The sequence below is a fragment of the Heyndrickxia sp. FSL W8-0423 genome (assembly GCF_038009395.1).
GTDB lineage: Bacteria > Bacillota > Bacilli > Bacillales > Bacillaceae_C > Heyndrickxia > Heyndrickxia sporothermodurans.
The window spans coordinates 3,949,835-3,972,243 of sequence record NZ_JBBPBE010000001.1 but is presented as its reverse complement, the minus strand read 5'-3'; the positions used below and the strand labels follow the sequence as shown (position 1 = coordinate 3,972,243).

The following is a 22,409-nucleotide window of genomic DNA, read 5'->3' as shown; positions in this document are numbered from 1 at the left end:
TGATTGAAGCGGAAAAGCGAGCACCTGCAGCGGAAATCAACCCCCTTGTTTAACAGATTCTAATTTACAATATCTTAACATTTCATTAATACACGCTTAATACCCATAGATTATCTTAATCTTGTAAGAAAAATCACCTAAAAAACTAGGGGGCAAAAGTAGATGAGAAAAAGAGTCTTAGCATTATTTAGTATGTTACTAGTGTTTGCAATTTTCGCAGCCGGATGTGGAAGCAATAATGAAACAGGCTCGAAAGCAAATGCAGAAGGTGGAGATAAAGAATCAACAAAAGGCTCAATCACTGCAGTTGGATCAAGTGCATTACAACCATTGGTTGATGAAGCAGCAAATCAATATATGAGTACAAATCAAGGGGCTACCATTAATGTCCAAGGAGGCGGAAGTGGTACGGGCCTAAGCCAAATTAGTGAAGGTGCAGTAGATATCGGTAACTCTGATATTTTTGCAGAAGAAAAGGATGGCATTGATGCAAGTAAACTTGTTGACCATAAAGTCGCAGTAGTAGGCATGGGGCCAGTAGTAAATAAAGATGCAGGTGTAGAAGACATTACGAAGAAACAACTTATTGACATCTTTACAGGAAAAATTAAAAACTGGAAAGATGTCGGCGGTAAAGATGTGAAAATTGTCATTATCAACCGTGCGGAAGGATCTGGAACAAGAGCAGTATTTGAAAAGCATGCACTTGATGGAGCAACACCTGCTAAAGCACAAGAACAAGATTCATCTGGTACTGTTCAAAAAATTGTTAGTGAAACACCAGGAGCGATTAGTTATCTAGCATTCTCTTATTTCAATGATTCGATTCAACCATTAAAAGTGGATGGCGTTGCACCAACGGAAGCAAATGTAGAAACAAATGATTGGAAAATCTGGGCGTATGAACATATGTACACAAACGGTGAGCCTAAAGGATTAGCAAAAGAATTTTTAGACTTCATCCTAAGTGATGACATTCAATCTTCAGTTATTCCGAAACTAGGTTATATTCCAGTGACAGGAATGAAAGTAGAACGTGATGCAGATGGGAATATAAAGAATAAATAGGTAACTTATAGGATTAGAACTTCCATTCATTAGTCGAAAGCTAAGAATGGAAGTTTCATTGATTGTAAGAAAAAGGGAGAAGTATTCGTTTTTTATGCTTGTGTTAGCTGCTAGAATCATTTTCTTCAAGAAACTGACACATGTCTTTGAAAGGGGAAAGTATCTTGGAATTAAAGGATATAAAGATGACTGAAAAACAGTGGAATTCTTCAACTAAGATTTGGACTGAAAAAAGGGGGAGAATTCTCACATTTACTTCTGTTTCTATCATGATTATGATTGCGATTTCCATTTTATATTTTGTTGCATCAAAAGGGTTTAGCACTTTTACAGTTAATAAAGCAAGTATCGTTGACTTTTTTACAGGACTAGAGTGGAAGCCTGGTAGTTTAAATGAATTAGGAAAACCAATTGTAGGGGCGTTGCCGCTTATTTTCGGTTCCTTTGCAGTTACTCTTTTAGCAGCCATTATTTGCTCACCACTTGCTATTGGTGCAGCGATATTTATGACAGAAATTTCACCAAAGTTTGGGAAGAAAGTGTTGCAGCCAGTTATAGAGCTTCTTGTTGGAATCCCATCAGTTGTATATGGATTTGTTGGCTTAAGTGTCGTTGTTCCTTTCTTGAGAGAGCATCTAGGAGGAAGTGGATTTGGCATTGCAGCAGGAACAATCGTTTTGACAGTGATGATTTTACCGACAATTACAAGTCTTTCAATGGATGCCATCGAAGCCGTCCCAATGCAAATAAGAGAAGCTTCTTTAGCATTAGGTGCAACACGCTGGCAAACCATTTACCGAGTTATTCTTAAGACTTCATTACCTGGCTTATTGACAGCGATCGTTTTCGGAATGGCTCGTGCATTTGGTGAAGCTTTAGCCGTACAGATGGTTATTGGAAACTCTACCGTCATACCGACTTCATTAGTAGAACCTGCTTCAACATTAACGAGTATTTTAACAATGGGAATGGGTTATACCGTCATGGGGAAAGCAGAGAATAATGCTTTATGGTCATTAGCATTAATGTTATTGCTCATGTCACTAGTCTTTATCATTATTATTCGCATCTTAGGTCGCAGGAGGGTTTACTAATGAATGCAAAACTCGTCGATCGTATGGCAACCGTTATTTTTTACGCAATTGCCGCTGTTATTGTCTTGCTTCTAGCTGGATTATTTGGCTATATTCTCGTCAACGGGGTCGGAAATATAAGTTGGAAGTTTATTACATCACCTCCACAATCGTTTCAGGCAGGTGGGGGAATTGGACCACAGCTCTTTAATTCATTTTATTTACTCGTTTTAACAATGATCATCAGCATTCCATTATCATTAGGTGCTGGAATATATATGTCTGAATATGCAAAGAAAAATGTATTTACCGATATTCTTCGCACTGTGATTGAAGTATTGTCATCCCTTCCGTCCATTGTCGTTGGTTTGTTTGGATTTTTATTCTTCGTCATTTATATGGGGTGGGGGTTCTCGATATTAACTGGTGCACTCGTCCTTACGATATTTAACTTACCGTTAATGGTTAGTGTAGTTGAAACCTCTTTGAAAGGTGTATCCAATGCACAGCGGGAAGCAGGACTTGCCCTTGGCATTTCGAAATGGGAAACGATCAAAAAAATATTACTTCCAGCAGCCATCCCTGGTATTGTTACCGGAATTATTCTTGCATCGGGGAGAGTATTCGGTGAAGCGGCCGCGTTAATATATACAGCCGGAATGAGTACGCCGATTCTCGACTTTTCAAATTGGAATCCATTTAGCCCGACATCACCACTTAATCCGATGAGACCAGCAGAAACACTTGCCGTTCATATTTGGAAAATTAATTCAGAAGGATTAATGCCTGATGTAAAAGAGGTATCGAGTGGCACATCCGCGTTGCTTATCATCTTAATCTTACTCTTTAACCTTGCAGCACGATGGATTGGAAAACTTATCTATAAAAGAATGACATCTTCTTAATAGCAAACGAAGGAGTGGAATGAATGGAAGCATTAATGGAAAAGAGACAAAGTAAAGTCGTTGTTTCACTTACGAATCGAAAAAATGAACGAAAGGACCGGACAGTAAAGAAAGAAACAGCATTAGAAACAAAGGATTTACATGTTTACTATGGGAGTAATCTTGCTTTGAAAAATATCTCGATGCCCATTTATAAAAATCAAGTGACCGCATTTATTGGACCATCAGGTTGTGGGAAATCTACCTATTTAAGAAGTTTAAATCGAATGAATGACGAGATTCAAGGATGTCGTGTCGAAGGAAGCATCTTTTATAAAGAATTTAATATTAATCAAGCGGATGTCAATGTATTTGAAATCCGAAAAAATATTGGGATGGTGTTTCAACGTCCAAATCCATTTGCAAAAAGTATTTTTGATAATGTCGCATTTGGCCCTAAACAGCACGGAGAGAAAAATAAAAAAGTATTACAGGAAATCGTCGAAAAAAGCCTACGCAAAGCGGCCCTTTGGGATGAGGTTAAAGATCGTTTAAATAAGTCAGCCCTTGCATTATCAGGAGGTCAGCAACAGCGACTTTGTATTGCAAGAGCAATTGCGATGGAACCGGATGTCCTTTTACTTGATGAACCAGCATCCGCTTTAGATCCAATTTCAACGAGTAAAATTGAAGAGTTAATCATGGAATTGAAAAAGGACTATACAGTCGTCATCGTTACACACAACATGCAACAAGCCGCCAGAATTTCTGATTACACAGCATTTTTCTACATGGGGGATCTAATTGAATACGGTGAAACAAGAAACATTTTTACAAATCCTCAGCAAAAACAAACAGAAGATTATGTTTCCGGGAATTTTGGATAGGTAAATTTACAATTTAATTGAAGGAAGTATTAGATATACATTGTTGAATTTATAACTATGTTGATTGGAGCGGAAGGCACGAGACTCCTGCGGGAGTACGGGGCAGGGGAGACCCCGCAGGCGCTTAAGCGCTGAGGAGGCTCCCCGGACCGCCCGCGGAAAGCGAGTGCCTGGAGCGGAAATCAACAGTCACAATTAGCAAAACCTATTTGAACAGAAACACGGATAATATCATACGAAGTAGGTGAAACGAATTGGCCATCTCAATGGAACAACGCGAAACAACGAAAACAATCATTAGCAGCAAGGAATTAAATGTATATTATGATCAATTCCAAGCTTTGAAAAATATATCAATCAATATGAAAAAAAATCGAGTAACCGCACTTATCGGGCCGTCAGGATGTGGAAAATCTACGTTTTTGCGGACATTGAATCGTATGAATGATTTAGTGCCACGCTTCAGAGTAGAAGGCAGTCTAAACTATAATAATCAGGAAATTTATAGTCCGAAAATTGATGTCGTCGAACTTCGAAAACAAGTAGGCATGGTGTTTCAACGTCCCAATCCTTTTCCAATGTCCATTTACGAAAATGTCGCCTATGGCTTGCGAATTCATGGAATGAAGAAAAAAGGAATGATTGATGAAATCGTCGAAAAAAGCTTACGACAAGCGGCGTTATGGGATGAGGTAAAAGATCGCTTACACACATCTGCGATGGGACTATCCGGTGGACAACAGCAAAGACTTGTTATAGCGAGAGTGTTAGCCATTCAACCTGATGTCATTTTGATGGATGAACCCGCTTCAGCTTTAGACCCAATTTCTACCTCAAAAATCGAGCAGCTAATATTAGAATTGAAGGAGCAGTACACCATCATTATTGTCACACACAGTATGCAACAAGCAGCACGCGTTTCAGATGAAACCGCATTTTTTCTAAATGGTGAGATTGTTGAATTCAATCAAACCCATTCTATTTTTACCAATCCAGAAAGAAAAGAAACCGAAGATTATATCTCGGGGAGATTTGGCTAATTGCATATTAAGAATTAAGGGGGTATTCATGGTGGCAAGACGAGTGTTTGAGGATCGCTTAACAGAACTTCATGAAACATTAATGTCGATGGGACTTCTCGTCGAAGAGGCGATATACAAAAGTGTCACATCATTAGTGAACAAAAATAGTGAACTAGCGTTGGAAGTTGTATTAGATGACGAACGGATAAATGAATATGAAGTGGAAATTGAGAAGAAATGTTTCGAGTTAATTGCTTTGCAACAACCTGTGGGAACTGACTTACGACGAATTGCCACAATGTTAAAAGTAGCAACAGATTTAGAGCGAATGGGAGATCATGCCGTTAGTATCGCTAAATCAACGATTCGTTTAAAGGACGAAACCTATTTAAAACCGCTTATTGATATTCCTAAAATGGCTGAAATCGTAAAAGCCATGGTCCGTGAAGTGTTAGATGCTTATATATCCCTTGACCGTGATGGGGCGGTTGCCGTTTCAAAAAAAGATGATGAAATTGATAAATATCTATCAATGATTTTTATGGAATTAATTGAAATTATGCAACAAGACTCAACGAAAGTAAATCAAGCTCTCCACTTTCTACTCGTCGCCCAGCACCTAGAACGAATCGGAGACTACGTAACCAACGTATGTGAATGGATCGTATATTTGAAAACCGGCTCCTTAGTCGATCTAAATAAATAATAAGACTCTAAAGCAGACGAAAAAGCGTCTGTTTTTTATTTTTCTGGCTGTGTTAAAGTAAAATGCTATTTTTGCACTATGATTGGAGCGGAAATCGATATCCTATTTTTCTGATAATACTTGACTTCTTTAAGGCCCATTATATAAAATGAAAAATATAATATATGAACATATATGCATATATTGAATATAATAGAGGTGAAACCAATGACAGAAGATAATAATCGTATTGATTTAGAGCATGATGAATTAGATGAAGAAACATTATTTATCGTTTCCCAAACATTTAAAGCATTATCTGAACCAACAAGGATTCGAATTCTGCATTTATTATCCGAAAAAGAACATTCCGTAAATGAAATTGCCGAAAAACTATCACTTCTTCAAACAACTGTATCGCATCAACTAAGATTTTTGAAAAACCTGCGCTTAGTAAAATACAGAAGAGAAGGCACAACATTATTTTATTCGCACGACGATGAACATGTTATGAATATACTGAAACAAACCATTAACCATGCTAGACATCACTGACTATCTTTTTCACATAATAACACGTGGAAAACACAGATTATAAAAGACGATCAATTAAGTCATAATCGAAAAAATAGTAACAGACTGCTTGCTTTGTTCAAGGGGGAGTTAACATGGCTGAATATAAATTACAAGGCCTTTCATGTGCAAATTGTGCCAGGGAAATGGAAGAGGAAATTCAAAAACTTGAGAATGGCGAGGATGCAAAAGTTTTGTATAACTCGAGCAAGTTAATCGTAAAAGATGATATTTCACTCACCCAAGTAGAAAAGATTTTGGCAAATGATGGAACGGCCATTGTCAAAGACGAACATGCACATGACGATCATAATCATACCCACGCACATTCACATTCAAACCGCATGCTAAAAACATTAATTATAATGTCAGCGGTGCTTTATTTTATCGCGATATTCGTTGGCAAATGGAGCGAAGGTATAGCAATTACGATCTTTATAATTGCCGCAGCATTGAGCGGATACCAAACTTTTATCCAAGGAATCAAAAACTTATTTCGTTTAAAATTTAATATCGATACATTGATGACCATAGCACTCATTGGTGCATTTGGAATTGGTGAATGGAAAGAAGGGACACTAGTCGCCATTCTTTTCGGAATCAATGAATTTCTTGAAGGTCTTGGCATGGAAAAAGCTAGAAGTTCGATGGAGGCATTGCTAAAGGTCGCTCCGAAACAAGCAACATTAATTGCAAATGGAAAAGAACAGATTGTATCTATTGAAACATTAAATGCAGGAGATATCGTATTAGTCAAGCCGGGAGAAAAAATCCCTTCGGACGGAATTGTAATCGAAGGAAAAAGTTCAGTAAATGAGGCGGCCATCACTGGTGAACCGATGCCAGTCGAAAAATCGATCGATGAATCCGTATATGGTGGCAGTATTAATAATGAAGGAATCTTAAAAATTTCCATTACGAAATCATATGAAGATTCTTCTCTTGCAAAAATTCTACACTTAGTAGAGGAAGCACAAGAAACAAAAACACCTACAGAACAGTTTATTAACCATTTTGCAAAGTATTACACACCCGCAATAATAATAATCGCGATTATTGTTATGATTGCTCCGCCACTTTTGGCAGGTGCAGATTGGGGAAAATGGTTTTACCAAGGCTTAGCGGTGTTAATTGTCGGTTGTCCTTGTGCACTCGTTCTTTCGTCTCCAATAGCTATTGTATCCGGAATCACACGGAACGCTCGAAATGGTATTCTCATTAAAGGCGGAGTTTTCCTTGAACAATTAGGAAAGATTGATACGATCGCTTTTGATAAAACAGGAACACTAACGAAAGGCGAACCGTTTGTAGAAATAATGAAAGTATTTGATGAGCGATTTTTGACGATTGCGGGCTCAGTAGAAAAGCTTTCTTCCCATCCCCTTGCAAAAGCAGTGATGCGAAAAGTTGAAGAAGCATCAGCCCCTCTTATCGAAACAACAGATGTGGAAACATTACCCGGTCAAGGGATCTCAGCAATTGTAAACGGAGAGCGCTACTTTGTTGGCAATGAAAAAGGACTGCCTACTACCGCAATGACAGCAAGCATTCAAAAAGAAATTACAGCACTTAAAGATCAGGGATATACACTTGTTACTGTCGCAGATAAAGAAAAAGTTCTTGGTTTAATGGGGATAACCGATGAAGTTCGTAGCGAAAGTAAACAAATTATTAACGAATTACATCAAGCAGGAATTAAACATACGGTAATGTTGACAGGAGATCATCAAAAAACGGCTAAAAAAGTTGCTGAACAAATTGGCTTATCAAATTACTATGCCAATCTTTTACCTGATGAAAAGGTTAAAAAAATAAAGGAACTCACACAAAAGGGAAAAATTGCAATGGTAGGAGATGGAATCAACGACGCACCAGCTCTAGCGACCGCTGATCTCGGAATTGCAATGGGAAAAGGAACGGACAGTGCCATTGAAACAGCAGATATCGTCCTAATGCAGGATCATCTAGGAAAACTACCTTCTGCAGTTAGAATTTCAAAACGCGTTAATCATATTATTAAATTAAATATATCATTAGCTCTAGGTCTAAAATTAATTGCCTTACTTCTAACAATCCCAGGCTGGCTAACACTTTGGATTGCCATTCTTTCTGACATGGGAGCGACGGTTTTAGTTACATTAATTAGTTTAACATTAATGATTGAGGCTAAGAAAAAAGGCTACAGTATTTTTTAAAAAGAAAGAAAAAATGGGGTCTGCCACGGTCATTTGGACTGTGGTACTTTTTTATGGAGAGAAATATTTTTGATAAATAACTATATTGTGAAGCATTCAAGAATAAAAATGGGAGTTTCAACGAAGGAGAAAAAATGAATTCAACCAAGACTTCAAAAAGCGTGCACTAATAATGATGTTGGCTTCTATGTTTATGCCCCAAAACAAAGAGGTAAAATAAAGGAGCAGTTTTCGTTTGATTGCCGTTATATTTGTGGCTAACGATTGGTTTTAATCAAATCAAGAGGCATATGACGGATTTTAAATAAACTTTAAACGTCTCGCATAACGCCACTTTATTTCTAATTACCATCTTCAAGAGTTTGAAAGGGTGACTAACGATCATACCGAATTATTAGTTTAAAAATAGAAATAATAAGAATTTATAGTAAAAATATGATATTATTAACTGGTAAAATATATCTTTTTCTACGGGAGGTAAAAGTATTTGAATACAAGCATGTTTTTTTTAGTTAATTCCTTGGACGTAAAGCGTGGCGGGTTAACAAAAGCATCCTTAAATCAAGCAAATACATTTGCAAATATGGGATATGATACTCATATTCTCACATTTGACTTTAATACTAGGTATGATAAAATTCGTAAAAATTTGATAGAAACAGATCAGTTAAATAAAAACGTTAAAGTATTAAACATGTATGAAGAACTTTGTGGGGAAGAAGAGTTATTAGTAAAGCCTGAACCAATTGAAACAGGGGTTTTAGACCCACATGTTGGACATAATGCATATAGAGTTTATGAAAATGGACTATACACTAGATACAAGAAATATCACGATGATGGTATTTTAGATTTTGTTGATTATTTTAATGAACAAAGATATAGAACGAAAAAAGAGGTTTATGATGAAAATGGTGTAGTTAGAAAAGTTTCATATATGGACATTAATTTAAATAAACCAAGACAAATGGTTTATTATAGAAACGATTCTCAACCGTATCTTTCTAAATGGGTGAATCCAGAAAACGGAAGAGCGATTCGAGTTAATGTCCATGAAATTAACGGAAACATTAAGAAGATCTTTAAGAATGACGAAGAATTAAAAACTGATTGGATTGAGAATGTAATTGAGGCTTGTGAAAATCCAGTCTTAGTATCTGATGCAAGAAACACAGATATTTTGATGATTAAAGTTAAGAATAAAAAAGCGGCTAAAATTTGGAGGTTGCATAGTAGTCATCTTGCCGCACCTTATGAAACGGATTCAGATATTGCACCTACAGTTCAAACGGGTATTAATCATATTGATCACCTAGATGCCGCATTAGTTCTTACTAATCAGCAAAAGATTGATATTGAAAATCGAATCGGAAAAAGAGATAACCTTTTCGTTCTTCCGCATGCAGCTAAATCTAGTATTAAAAAAGGTTTGTTCGGTGGAGTAAAGGTGGAGAAAGATGAAAAGTTGGCAGTAGTGATAGGAAGATATTCAGCTATTAAAAATTTAAATCACATAATTAAAGCCTTTAAAATTGTATTGAAAAGTGTGCCAGATGTAAGGTTAGAATTATGGGGGGAAGGTCCAGAAAGAGAAAACCTTCAAAAGCTTATTAAAGAATTAAAATTAACAGAAAATGTTTCATTGAAAGGCTATACACAGAACCCTTCGGATATTTATCAAGGAGCTTTATTTAGTGTATTAGCTTCTAAAACTGAAGGATTTGCCCTTTCAGTTTTGGAAAGTATGTCTAATTGTACACCGGTAGTAAGTTACGACATCAGATACGGGCCGAGAGAATTAATAGATCATCACAAAAATGGTTTACTAGTTGAAAAATATAATGTAGATAAATTAGCTGAAGCTATGATTACCATGTTTAACAATCCTAAAGATTCAATAAAAATGGGTAAGCTTGCATCAAAAAAGATTGAAAAGAATTACAACCAAAAATTATATGAAGAGAAATGGATAAATATAGTTAATAAGGTTATAAATAACCGACACGTAGATTAATTAATTAAAATTACTGATAAACTGATTTCAGTTGGAGAGTCTGTCAATAACAAAGCCAGAGTAAAAATCATATCATAAGGGGTATGAATTTGTCTCTTTTTCCTAATCTATGTTACAATCTCACGAAATACAAAAAAAGGTGATAATATGGGAATTCATCAATACTTCAAAAGCTTATCGGATTTAGAAAAAATTTATCGCTGTCCAGGAAAGTTTAAATTCCAAGAACATTCCGTTGCCAGTCATTCATTTAAAGTAACAAAAGTAGCCCAATTTCTCGGAACGGTGGAAGAAAATAAAGGAAATAAAGTAAATTGGCAGGCACTTTATGAAAAAGCATTAAATCATGACTACAATGAATTGTTTACAGGCGATATAAAAACACCAGTAAAATACGCCTCAGCCGAGCTAAGAGACTTGTTCAGCCAAGTAGAAGAACAAATGACGCAAAAATTTATTTTTAAAGAATTTCCAAAGGAATATCAGCAAATTTACTTAGACCGTTTTAAAGAAGGAAAAGATGACACATTAGAAGGGAAAATTTTATCAGTCGCAGATAAAATTGATTTGTTATATGAATCCTTCGGAGAAATCCAAAAAGGGAATCCTGAACCGCTTTTTCAAGAAATCTATGAAGAATCCTTATTAACAATTCTTGAATTTAAAGAAATGGAAAGCGTGAGATATTTTCTCAATGAAGTTTTACCAGACATGCTCGATGAAAAATTTATTGAACATAGCGAGCTAAACAAAGTCACACAAAAAATCGTTAAAGCAAATTTAGAAGAATAAAAAATTTTCACCCCCCTTGTGTTTTTTTCCATTTTAGAAAAGAATAGAGATAGGATTTTTAACCTTAGGGGTGAAAACAGTGTTAGATAAAATTTTGGCAGCTATTTTTCTACCAGGAATTCTCGTTGTCTTTTTCACAAGGGTAACATATAACCATATTGTGGGCTTACTATTAACAGTCGCCTTGATTGTCGCTTCTGTTTATAAAGGATACACACATACATGGCCTTTATTTATTATTGACGCTGCATCGTTAACCATTGGATTTTATTATGCAAACCGTATGGTAAACCGAAATAAAAAAAGGAAAAAACCGGAAAGTAAAAACGTTTGAGGCAAATGAAAAGTTCATTGTTTCAAACGTCTTTTTACTTGCGTTAAGTAAATGTTAGGAGAAGAGAACATGATAAAAATAACAAAAGAAATGAAAGAAGATGCAATAAGGGAAATTCAACAATTTTTTCTAAATGAAAGAGACGAAGAAATCGGGGATTTAGCTGCTGAAAATGTCTTTGTATTTGTTAAAGAAAAATTAGGGCCAATTTTTTATAATGAAGCAATTGCAGATGCACAAAAAATGGTCGTGCAAAGGATGAATTCGTTAGAAGAAGAGCTTTATACGTTGGAAAAGAGAATAAAGTAATCGATTAAGAACTTGGAACCTTTTTCCCGGTTCTTTTTCAATTTCTGTGAAATGTTAAAAAACCGAAAATTTGTTCGCTTTTTTATGGTTGAGAAACACTTGTTTGTGGTAAAATAATAAGTATGAAAAAACGTGAATAATGTACCTTTTTGGGAAGCTTTGTTAAAGTTCAGTGTTGATATTGATACCATGTTGATTGAAGCGGAAGGTGCGAGACTCCTGCGGGATCAGCTGGACAGATGAGACCCCGCGGGGAGCGAAGCGATGAGGAGGCTCATCGCCAGCCCCGCGGAAAGCGAGTACCTGCAGCGGAAATCAATAATCTAGTTTAACAGAACCTTTTTTGAAAAGATGACATAGATAGGTAAAGTGGATGGGAGGAAAATGGATTGAACGAACAATTTGAGCTCGTTTCGAAGTATCAGCCGCAAGGAGATCAACCCGAAGCTATTCGAAAAATTGTTGAAGGCATAAAAAATGGAAAGAAACATCAAACCTTACTAGGGGCAACAGGGACAGGTAAAACTTTTACCATCTCCAACGTAATAAAGGAAGTAAAAAAGCCGACTTTAATTATTGCTCACAATAAAACATTAGCGGGACAATTATACAGTGAGTTTAAAGAATTTTTTCCAAATAATGCTGTTGAATACTTTGTCAGTTATTATGATTATTTCCAGCCCGAGGCGTATGTACCTCAAACAGACACATATATCGAAAAAGATTCGAGTATTAATGATGAGATTGATAAGTTAAGACACTCGGCAACGTCATCTTTATTTGAACGTGAAGATGTAATCATTATTGCCAGTGTTTCATGTATTTACGGTTTGGGTAATCCGGAAGAATACCGAGAAATGGTCCTTTCTCTACGAACTGGAATGGAAGTTGAACGAAACCAGCTTCTTCGCAAACTTGTAGACATACAGTTTTCTAGAAATGACATTGATTTTCAACGGGGTACATTTCGAGTAAGAGGCGATGTTGTTGAAATTTTCCCAGCTTCAAAGGATGAACATTGTATTCGTGTTGAATTTTTTGGTGATGAAATAGATCGGATTCGTGAAGTTGATGCTCTAACAGGTGAAATTATTGGTGATCGTGATCATGTCGCTATTTTCCCGGCTTCCCACTTCGTAACACGAGAAGAAAAAATGCGGGTAGCGATTGCAAATATTGAAAAGGAATTAGAAGAACGTCTAAAGGAACTACGTGATAATAATCGTTTACTTGAGGCACAGAGGCTAGAGCAAAGGACTAATTATGATTTAGAAATGATGCGTGAGATGGGATTCTGCTCAGGTATAGAAAATTATTCGCGTCACTTAACATTACGCCCTTCAGGTTCCACACCGTATACACTACTAGACTATTTCCCTGAAGACTTTTTAATTGTTGTCGATGAATCTCATGTCACGATTCCCCAAATACGCGGAATGTATAATGGTGACCAGGCACGCAAGCAAGTTCTTGTGGAGCATGGATTTCGCTTGCCATCAGCTTTGGATAACCGACCATTAAAATTTGAAGAATTCGAATCACATGTGAATCAAATCGTTTACGTATCTGCAACACCAGGCCCGTATGAAATCGAGCATACTCCAGAAATGGTTGAACAAATTATTCGTCCGACTGGCCTACTTGATCCAACAATTGAAGTTCGCCCAATTGAAGGACAAATTGATGACTTGCTTGGTGAAATAAATGAAAGAGTAGAACGCAATGAAAGGGTTCTTATTACTACGTTAACGAAAAAAATGTCAGAAGACTTAACGGATTATTTAAAGGAAGTCGGTATAAAAGTACAATATTTACACTCGGAAGTGAAGACATTAGAAAGAATTGAAGTTATTCGGGATCTACGTCTTGGAAAATACGATGTGTTAGTTGGAATTAACCTGTTGAGGGAAGGTTTAGATATTCCAGAAGTATCACTAGTTGCTATTCTTGATGCAGATAAAGAAGGATTCTTGCGTTCTGAACGTTCACTGATTCAGACGATCGGCCGTGCTGCGCGTAATGCGAATGGCCAAGTCATTATGTATGCGGATAAGATGACGGATTCAATGAAGAAGGCGATTGAAGAAACAAAGCGTCGCCGCACAGTTCAAGAAAAATATAATTCAAAACATGGGATTACCCCTCAAACGATACAAAAGGATATCCGTGATGTGATCCGGGCGACTCGTGCAGCAGAAGACCAAGAAGAATATGTTGCAACAACACCAACGAAATTAACGAAAAAAGAACGAGAAAAATTAATCCAACAATTAGAACATGATATGAAAGAAGCTGCGAAGGCGCTCGACTTTGAACGTGCCGCACAGCTTCGTGATACATTATTAGAATTGAAAGCGGAAGGATGACATATATATGGCAAAAGATAAAATTATCGTTCAAGGAGCAAGAGCACATAATCTGAAAAACATTGATGTCACCATTCCGAGAGATCAATTAGTTGTGTTAACAGGGTTATCCGGTTCGGGAAAATCATCATTGGCATTTGATACGATTTATGCTGAAGGTCAACGTAGATATGTGGAATCACTTTCAGCCTATGCTAGACAATTTTTAGGTCAAATGGATAAGCCAGATGTCGATGCGATTGAAGGCCTATCTCCTGCGATATCAATTGATCAAAAAACAACAAGTCGAAATCCCCGTTCAACGGTTGGAACCGTAACAGAAATCTACGATTATTTACGTCTGTTATTTGCAAGAATTGGGAGACCAATTTGCCCAACACATGGAATTGAAATTACTTCACAAACGATTGAACAAATGGTTGATCGTATTATGGAATATCCGGAAAGAACAAAACTCCAAGTGTTGGCACCAATTGTTTCAGGGCGTAAGGGTGCCCATGTAAAAGTATTTGAAGATATTAAGAAACAAGGCTTTGTACGTGTACGTGTTGACGGAGAAATGCTTGACTTAAGTGAAGACATCGAATTGGAAAAAAATAAGAAACATTCAATTGAAGTAGTAGTGGACCGGATTGTCGTAAAAGATGAAGTTGCCTCCCGATTGGCAGATTCACTAGAAACAGCTTTGAGGCTTGCTGATGGAAGAGTCATTATTGATGTAATCGGCCAGGAAGAACTTTTATTTAGCGAGCATTTAGCATGTCCACATTGTGGGTTTTCAATTGATAAATTAGAGCCAAGGATGTTTTCATTTAACAGCCCATTCGGTGCTTGTCCCGAATGTGATGGACTTGGAACGAAGCTCAAAGTCGAACGCAGTTTAATTATTCCGAATCCGGAACTTTCATTAAAAGAACATGCAATTGCACCATGGGAGCCAGTAAGTTCACAATATTATCCACAGCTGCTTGAAGCTGTTTGTAATCATTTTGGAATTGATATGGATACACCTGTAAAAAATCTTCCAAAGCACCAATTAGATAAGATTTTGCTGGGGTCTGGTGAAGAATCGATTTATTTCCGTTATGAAAATGATTTTGGGCAAATTCGTGAAGGACATGTGAAATTCGAAGGCGTCATACGCAATGTAGAAAGACGCTACCGGGAAACAAACTCTGACTATATTCGTGAACAAATGGAAAAATATATGGGACAGCAACCATGTTCAAAATGCAAGGGCTACCGCCTCAAAGAAGAAAGCCTTGCTGTCAAAATCAATAATAAGCATATCGGGCAAGTAACAGAACTTTCAATTGAACAGGCAGATGAATTATTTATTCAGCTGGATTTAACTGAAAAAGAACGGCAAATCGCCAATCTTGTCCTTCGTGAAATTCGTGAGCGACTAGGATTTCTTGTGAATGTCGGGTTAGAGTATTTAACGTTGAGCCGTGCAGCTGGAACATTATCTGGAGGAGAAGCACAACGCATTCGTTTAGCAACACAAATTGGTTCACGATTAACCGGTGTCCTTTACATATTGGATGAACCATCAATCGGTTTGCATCAGCGAGATAATGACCGTTTAATCCAAACACTCCAAAATATGAGAGATATCGGAAATACATTGATTGTCGTTGAACACGATGAAGACACAATGCTCGCTGCGGATTATTTAATTGATATTGGTCCAGGTGCAGGTGTTCATGGAGGCGAAATTATATCTGCTGGAACACCTAAAGAAGTTATGAATGATCCACATTCATTAACGGGCCAATATTTATCCGGGAAAAAATTCATCCCATTACCAATTGAACGCCGTAAACCAGATGGTCGTTTTATTGAAATCAAAGGGGCAAAAGAAAATAATTTGAAAAATGTCACTGTGAAATTTCCACTAGGTAGCTTTGTGGCAGTAACAGGTGTCTCAGGTTCGGGAAAAAGCACGCTCGTAAATGAAGTGTTACACAAAACCTTAGCTCAAAAGCTGAATCGGGCAAAAAGCAAGCCTGGGGAGCATAGGGAGATCACTGGCATTGATTACCTCGAAAAAGTAATTGATATTGATCAATCACCAATCGGTCGAACACCGCGTTCAAACCCAGCTACCTACACAGGTGTGTTTGATGATATCCGTGACGTCTTTTCAGCTACCAATGAGGCAAAAATTCGCGGGTACAAAAAGGGTAGATTCAGTTTTAATGTCAAAGGCGGGCGCTGTGAGGCATGTCGTGGCGATGGAATTATCAAAATTGAAATGCACTTTTTACCGGATGTATATGTCCCATGTGAAGTATGCCATGGGAAACGCTACAATCGTGAGACATTAGAAGTAAAATATAAAGGGAAAAATATTGCCGATGTTCTCGATATGACTGTTGAAGATGCTGTTGAGTTTTTTGAAAATATCCCTAAAATCAAACGAAAATTGCAGACAATTTATGATGTTGGATTAGGTTATATAAAGCTTGGCCAGCCAGCAACGACTCTTTCAGGAGGGGAAGCTCAACGGGTGAAGCTAGCCTCTGAACTTCACAAAAGGTCAAATGGTAAATCCTTATACATTCTTGATGAACCAACAACAGGACTGCATGTTGATGATATATCAAGGCTATTAGAAGTTCTTCAACGACTTGTTGAAAATGGAGATACCGTTCTTGTGATTGAACATAATCTAGATGTCATTAAAACAGCAGATTATTTAATCGACCTTGGACCAGAGGGTGGTGCGAAAGGTGGAACGATTGTAGGAACAGGAACACCGGAAAAGATATGTGAGATTCCAGAGTCCTATACAGGTAAATACTTAAAACCCATTATTGAGAGAGACCGCGAAAGAATGGAAAAACGGATTGAAGAGCAAGAAAAAGCGGGTGTAGGGCAGTAATTGATAAGGGAGTGACCATTTTGGGTGGTCACTCCTTTTTCATTACATTATGGAAAAAACTTTGAATGAAGCTCAAGATTCAATTTTTAAATCCATCTTGGTCGTAAAAGCGAGTGAATGGAGCCCAAGATTCAATTTTTAAATCCATCTTGGTAGACAAAGCGAGCGAATGAAGCCCAAGATCCAAATCTTAGATCCATCTTGGTCGCTAAAGCGAGCGAATGAAGCCCAAGATCCAATACAAAAATCCATCTTGGTCGTTAAAGCGGGAGAATGAAGCTCAAGATCCAAAACTTAAACCCATCTTGGTCGTTAAAGCGAGTGAATAAAGCCCAAGATCCAAATCTTAAATTCGTCTTGGTCGTTAAAGCGAGTGAATGAAGCTCAAGAACCAAAACTTAGCTCCATCTTGGTCGTCAAAGCGAGAGAATGAAGCCCAAGAACCAAAACTTAGCTCCATCTTGGTAGACAAAGCGAGCGAATGAAGCCCAAGATCCAAAACTAAAACCCATCTTGGTCGTCCCCAAAATCGAAACCCTAGAATCAAGCCTAACCCAAACAAACCAACAATATAAATGCTTCAAAATCATCAACGACTCTTAATTTACATTTAATTTTATACAAGGCTGTTAATTATTACGAATATAATAGGTGGATTTACCATGTCCCAGTTGCTTAAAATGTGTTGAAAGTACCCTTTGAATTGTTTTGTGTGAAGTAATTTTACACCATTCTTGAATCGAGTTTGTTGTCAGCTTTTTATTTGGAAATAGTAAACAATATTCCTCTATACTACGTAATACTGCCGATGTAATATTTTCTTTGTGTCCGCATTTAGGACATACAATGAAATACTTTTCATAATGGTCAATAAATCCTTTACACTTATCACATGTGATGCCTTTTTTTAGTTGATCAAAACTATACTTCGGTACTCGTATAAACGGTGATTCATCCACATGTAAAGATAATAATTGATTGGCAAGTTTAGAATGATAGCTAGTTAGATTTGACGATTTCTTATTCATGCTGTCAATAAATCGTTCAATCTGCGAAGGGAAAATAATGGGCAAATTGATAGGGGCTTGATAAAGATAAAAATCGGGCTTAACGAAGATTAGATGTTCTTCAACTGGCAAGTGACAACCTAAATCTTGGAGGACTCTTCGGAGTAATGATGCACTTCTTTTTAATTGGAGTAAAGGATTCTTTATTTCTTTTTCTTTGCCAGATAGGAAATGCCATTCATCATTTTTGATAATGTAATCACCTTCAAAATATTTTATTTCAAAAAAATGAATGATGTCCTGAAGCATGATTAAAGAGTCAACTTGAAAGAAAGTGTTGCTATGTTCAAACAATAGATCGTTCAAAATAAGGCAATCGATCGTAAGGCTTTCCATCCATTCGTCAAATATTTTTTCACCTTGAAAGCCCTTTTCAAGGTTTAAATAATACGATTTTTCCTTTACGGATAAATTCGTTCGTATATCCATACTTCGAAAACGTCTTAATTCTACTGACTCAATACGAGGCTTCTTAATCATATCCCACATCCTTTTCAAACAATCTATAATTTTATAATATAAAAAGCTTTATGCAAACTCAAGTTAATTTTCCCCCTCATGTTGAATATACATGATAAAAAAGAGGGGGCATGAAAATGGCGATTCTAGTAACAGGTGGAGCCGGATATATAGGTAGTCATACATGCATTGAACTATTACAGGCGGGTGAGGAAATTATCGTTGCCGATAATTTTTCCAATAGTAATATTGAAGCGTTATTTCGTGTGAAAAAGATTACAAAAAAGGCTTTCAATATTTATAAAGTTGATTTGAAAAATAGAGAGGAAATCCAAAAAATTTTTAACGAAAACAGTATAGAAGCAGTTATCCATTTTGCAAGTTTAAAATCAACAAATGAGTCGATAGCAATTTCACTAGAATATTATAAAAACAATATAATAGGTACCCTAAACTTACTCGATATAATGAAGAACCACCATGTGAAAAGAATCGTATTTAGTTCATCTGCAGCTGTATATGGGATACCAGAAACGGTTCCGATTGCAGAAACTGCTGCAACGAAACCTATTAATCCTTATGGAAGAACGAAGCTGATGATTGAGGAGATTCTTCGTGATCTATATAATTCAGATAAGGAGTGGAGTATTACAATTTTAAGATATTTTAATCCAAACGGCGCCCACAAAAGCGGTCTAATCGGAGAGGATCCTAATGATATTCCTACAAATTTAATGCCTTATATTAGTAAGGTGGCGGTTGGGCAATTAAATGAGCTAAAAATATATGGGAATGATTATCCAACAATTGATGGGACCGGAATTCGTGATTATATTCACGTCGAGGATCTTGCAAACGGCCATTTGAAGGCTCTAAATAAAACAAAAGTAACCACTGGTGTTGCTACATATAATCTCGGTACCGGAAAAGGTTATAGTGTTTTCCAAATGGTTAAAGCATTTGAAAATGCAGCCCAACGAACAATTCCATATAAAATAGTCGGACGGAGGCAAGGAGATACAGCCATTAGTTATGCAAATTCGTCAAAAGCTGAAAAGGAATTAAACTGGGTGGCAAAGAAAGGAATTGATGATATTTGCGAAGATACGTGGCGGTGGCAAAAAAACAATCCATACGGATATAAAAGTACAAAATGAAATCAGCAAAAAGCCGATTTCATTTTTCAATTCTACACACTTTCTCATAAAACATATTGATTGCGTCATTCAAATAAGCTTCATAGTCGAAAGCTTGTTCATTTATTCGTTTTCCTTCTAAATAATCGTTCATCCCTTTGACTAAGCCATCAATGGAATTTTCAACAATTAAACCGTAGCCTCCTTCAACAACACTTCTAGATCCCGGAATATCTGTCACAATTACGGGTTTACCGAGGACGAGTGCTTCGAGCAATACCATTGGCTGCCCCTCTTGATTTGAGGAAAGCACAAAACAATCACAAAGATTTAATAAGGTATATGGATTGTCTATCTGACCGGTAAAGATAATTTTATCCTGTAATTGCAATTTTTTTACCTTTTCTTTTAATACGTCCCTTAATGCTCCGTCCCCAACAATATATAATCTGGCATTTTTATTTGCTGATGCAATAACGGAAAATGCATCAATTAATTTAGCATGATCCTTTTCAGGTCCGAGTCTCCCAATCGTAATAAAATTTATATTAGATGTACTGGGCATTGGAAATGCGGGGGCAGTGGACGCTAATCCTTTTAACGATAGATCAGTTTCCATCGCAAATTCATATTGATAATCTTCTTTTTTTGCAAGGATATTTTTATAATCAATCGTATTGATCACGTAGTCCATTTTTCTTGAAGATTCTTCAATAAAACGCATTAAATTTTGTTTGTTTTGCTCATGTGTCAGCTTAGAAACAGATAAAATTTTATCGTAAAAATTATATAAAGAAAAAATGATATGTAAATTTTTTCGATGCGGATATTTTTTATTTACCTTTTTGTCTATTTCTTTTCTCATATCCGAGTGAAGAAAAATACTTTTTCTTTTAAAATCTCCAAAAGCAAACAATAGGGACCAAAATGGACTGTAGCCGCTAAAGTCGATGCCGATATCAAACTTCGTTAACCCAACCATACGTCCCATTTCCCTTTGATACATTTTTGCTGGCATGAGACGTTTCATATATGGTGTGTAGGCACCATTTTGTAAAAACAGTATATGACGTAATCGTTCAGCAATAGTTGCGTTCCAACTCCCAACTCGGTAGATAATATGAACATTTTTATCTATCTTGTTTAAATTATGTATCTTTTCTTCCTTTTGATTTCCATAATCAATGAGGGTAACATCATACAGATCATAATCGATTGATTTTAATAAATTTGTTATGGAAGCAGTTATTCCATTGTTTAAAAAGCCACCGCCGTATATTAAAATTTTTGTTTTATTCGTAGCGGTACGAATAAGATACTTCTCTTGTATTTTTTCATAAAAAACGGCATTTACAAAACGCTCAGTGGCGTGACCGTCATCATGATAGCAAAATTGTTCTATAAATCGTTGATAGACCGGTTTAAATTGTTCTTTTACAGATTCAATATGTTGAATTCTATCAATAACTCCATCAATAGTCCGACAAACAGGACCAGGTAATTGATCTAGGGGGATATATGTACCACGTTTCTCCATATAATCTTCTTCATCATAAGCATAAAAAAGAACGGGACGCTTTGTCGGAAGAAATTCAAAAAAAATACTAGAGTAATCAGTGATTAAAAGATCCACTATAGACAACAGCTCATTTGAATCTATTTTATTTGGTATACAATTACGGTCCATCCCTTTATGTTTGAAATATTGCTGGGCATAATAATGTGATTTAAGCAAAACAATATATTCGGGGCCAACAGATTGTTGAATCGTCTGCACATCTTTTAATAATCTGTCACTTTCATTTACTTCAGCCCCTAACGTACCTCTCCATGTTGGAGCATATAAAATGACTTTTTTCTTTGAAGGGATGGATAATTTTTTTCGAACCAATTCCTTATCCGCATGAAACATTAAGTCAACTCGGGGATAACCCGTATCCAAAACTTTCCCGTTATAAATCGTATAAATAGCATGTGATTTCAGTAATTTTTTATATGTAAATTCATTTGGGCTAACGAGATAATCTGCACATAAAAAATTCCGTTGAATATTTTTATGTTCTGCAAAACCTTTCTTTTTAATATCTAAACCCATTGTTTTTAATGGTGTCCCATGCCACGTATTCACATAGATTTGTCCTTTTCTTTTTAGAAAATAAGAGGGGAAGGTCGTGTCATTGATTAGGTATTTCGCAGTAGCGAGTCGCTTCACATATGGGATACTTTGATAGATGACATATTCAACATTAGGAAAATGAGTAAACTCTTCATGAATGGCTGCTTTATCTTTTATCGCCCAAATATGTTGAAAATCTTTAAATGCTGGATGATCTATCAAATAGGAAAATACGACATATGGGTTCCCTGTCATACTTTCCCCATGATAGGACTCATAAAATATCATTTTATCGTTAATTGCCTTTTTTTCTATGTAATTTGTATAAATCGTTTGTTTTCGAAAATTCTTTCCGAATAGATTCTTTGCTTTTTTTAAACTTTTCTTTAACATGTTTTCCTCCGACTTCCCTTTGAAAATACGATTAAACTATTCATAGTATGGGTAGTAAAACATCGATTTATAATGCTATTTGGAAATTTTCTGCAGATTTTATGAAATAGTGTATATTTCAAATGAGAGAAGAAAAGGATGAATATGAA

At 36.3% G+C, this 22,409-nt stretch carries 17 protein-coding genes; 15 read left to right on the top strand and 2 right to left on the bottom strand.

Translation table 11 applies throughout. The features are described 5' to 3' along the window. Positions 1–162 precede the first annotated feature (162 nt). From MKY81_RS20310 to uvrA, 14 genes are all read left to right on the top strand, one after another. Positions 163–1,068 (top strand): phosphate ABC transporter substrate-binding protein PstS family protein, encoded by a 906-nt coding sequence (locus tag MKY81_RS20310; protein WP_108072002.1) that lies wholly within the window; start codon positions 163–165, stop codon positions 1,066–1,068. A gap of 146 nt (positions 1,069–1,214) precedes the next feature. Next, positions 1,215–2,162, top strand: a complete 948-nt coding sequence (gene pstC / locus MKY81_RS20305; RefSeq protein WP_066228457.1) for a phosphate ABC transporter permease subunit PstC — start codon at positions 1,215–1,217, stop codon at positions 2,160–2,162. Further along, positions 2,162–3,046 (top strand): phosphate ABC transporter permease PstA, encoded by an 885-nt coding sequence (gene pstA, locus MKY81_RS20300; RefSeq protein WP_066228402.1) that lies wholly within the window; start codon positions 2,162–2,164, stop codon positions 3,044–3,046. Before pstC ends, pstA begins: the two co-directional genes overlap by 1 nt. 35 nt (positions 3,047–3,081) lie before the next feature. Further along, complete coding sequence (gene pstB, locus MKY81_RS20295) at positions 3,082–3,912, top strand: phosphate ABC transporter ATP-binding protein PstB (RefSeq protein WP_066228462.1); 831 nt, start codon at positions 3,082–3,084, stop codon at positions 3,910–3,912. Positions 3,913–4,172: 260 nt separating this feature from the next. Then, positions 4,173–4,952 carry a phosphate ABC transporter ATP-binding protein PstB gene (gene pstB, locus MKY81_RS20290; RefSeq protein WP_373454623.1) on the top strand — a complete coding sequence of 260 codons (780 nt, stop codon included), beginning with the start codon at positions 4,173–4,175 and terminating at the stop codon, positions 4,950–4,952. A gap of 28 nt (positions 4,953–4,980) precedes the next feature. Then, positions 4,981–5,640: a phosphate signaling complex protein PhoU gene (gene phoU / locus MKY81_RS20285; RefSeq protein ID WP_107920044.1), complete on the top strand. Its 660-nt coding sequence runs from the start codon at positions 4,981–4,983 to the stop codon at positions 5,638–5,640. A gap of 207 nt (positions 5,641–5,847) precedes the next feature. Continuing rightward, complete coding sequence (locus MKY81_RS20280) at positions 5,848–6,174, top strand: ArsR/SmtB family transcription factor (protein ID WP_165797716.1); 327 nt, start codon at positions 5,848–5,850, stop codon at positions 6,172–6,174. Between the two features lie 113 nt (positions 6,175–6,287). Next, the gene (locus tag MKY81_RS20275) at positions 6,288–8,387 is read left to right on the top strand and encodes a heavy metal translocating P-type ATPase (protein WP_341118649.1); all 2,100 of its coding nucleotides are present in this window, start codon (positions 6,288–6,290) and stop codon (positions 8,385–8,387) included. Positions 8,388–8,874: 487 nt separating this feature from the next. Then, complete coding sequence (locus MKY81_RS20270; RefSeq protein WP_341118647.1) at positions 8,875–10,401, top strand: glycosyltransferase; 1,527 nt, start codon at positions 8,875–8,877, stop codon at positions 10,399–10,401. A gap of 147 nt (positions 10,402–10,548) precedes the next feature. Next, a complete protein-coding gene (locus tag MKY81_RS20265) occupies positions 10,549–11,193 on the top strand; it encodes an HD domain-containing protein (RefSeq protein ID WP_341118646.1) in 645 nt (214 codons plus the stop codon). A gap of 79 nt (positions 11,194–11,272) precedes the next feature. After that, positions 11,273–11,527: a CsbA family protein gene (locus MKY81_RS20260; protein WP_084347470.1), complete on the top strand. Its 255-nt coding sequence runs from the start codon at positions 11,273–11,275 to the stop codon at positions 11,525–11,527. A gap of 69 nt (positions 11,528–11,596) precedes the next feature. After that, entirely contained in the window at positions 11,597–11,836 is a 240-nt protein-coding gene (locus tag MKY81_RS20255; protein ID WP_066228415.1) for a DUF2164 domain-containing protein, read from the top strand. Between the two features lie 389 nt (positions 11,837–12,225). After that, complete coding sequence (gene uvrB / locus MKY81_RS20250; RefSeq protein WP_107920039.1) at positions 12,226–14,202, top strand: excinuclease ABC subunit UvrB; 1,977 nt, start codon at positions 12,226–12,228, stop codon at positions 14,200–14,202. A gap of 7 nt (positions 14,203–14,209) precedes the next feature. Further along, complete coding sequence (gene uvrA, locus MKY81_RS20245; RefSeq protein WP_341118639.1) at positions 14,210–17,089, top strand: excinuclease ABC subunit UvrA; 2,880 nt, start codon at positions 14,210–14,212, stop codon at positions 17,087–17,089. Positions 17,090–17,718: 629 nt separating this feature from the next. On the opposite strand, the gene MKY81_RS20240 is transcribed toward uvrA, so the two are convergent. Beyond that, entirely contained in the window at positions 17,719–18,636 is a 918-nt protein-coding gene (locus MKY81_RS20240) for a nuclease-related domain-containing protein (RefSeq protein ID WP_181294651.1), read from the bottom strand. Between the two features lie 116 nt (positions 18,637–18,752). On the opposite strand from MKY81_RS20240, the gene galE reads away from it, so the two are divergent. After that, positions 18,753–19,772: a UDP-glucose 4-epimerase GalE gene (gene galE, locus MKY81_RS20235; RefSeq protein ID WP_108072010.1), complete on the top strand. Its 1,020-nt coding sequence runs from the start codon at positions 18,753–18,755 to the stop codon at positions 19,770–19,772. A gap of 19 nt (positions 19,773–19,791) precedes the next feature. Here galE and MKY81_RS20230 read toward each other — a convergent pair whose 3' ends face one another. Beyond that, complete coding sequence (locus tag MKY81_RS20230; protein WP_341118638.1) at positions 19,792–22,260, bottom strand: glycosyltransferase; 2,469 nt, start codon at positions 22,258–22,260, stop codon at positions 19,792–19,794. Positions 22,261–22,409 lie beyond the last annotated feature (149 nt).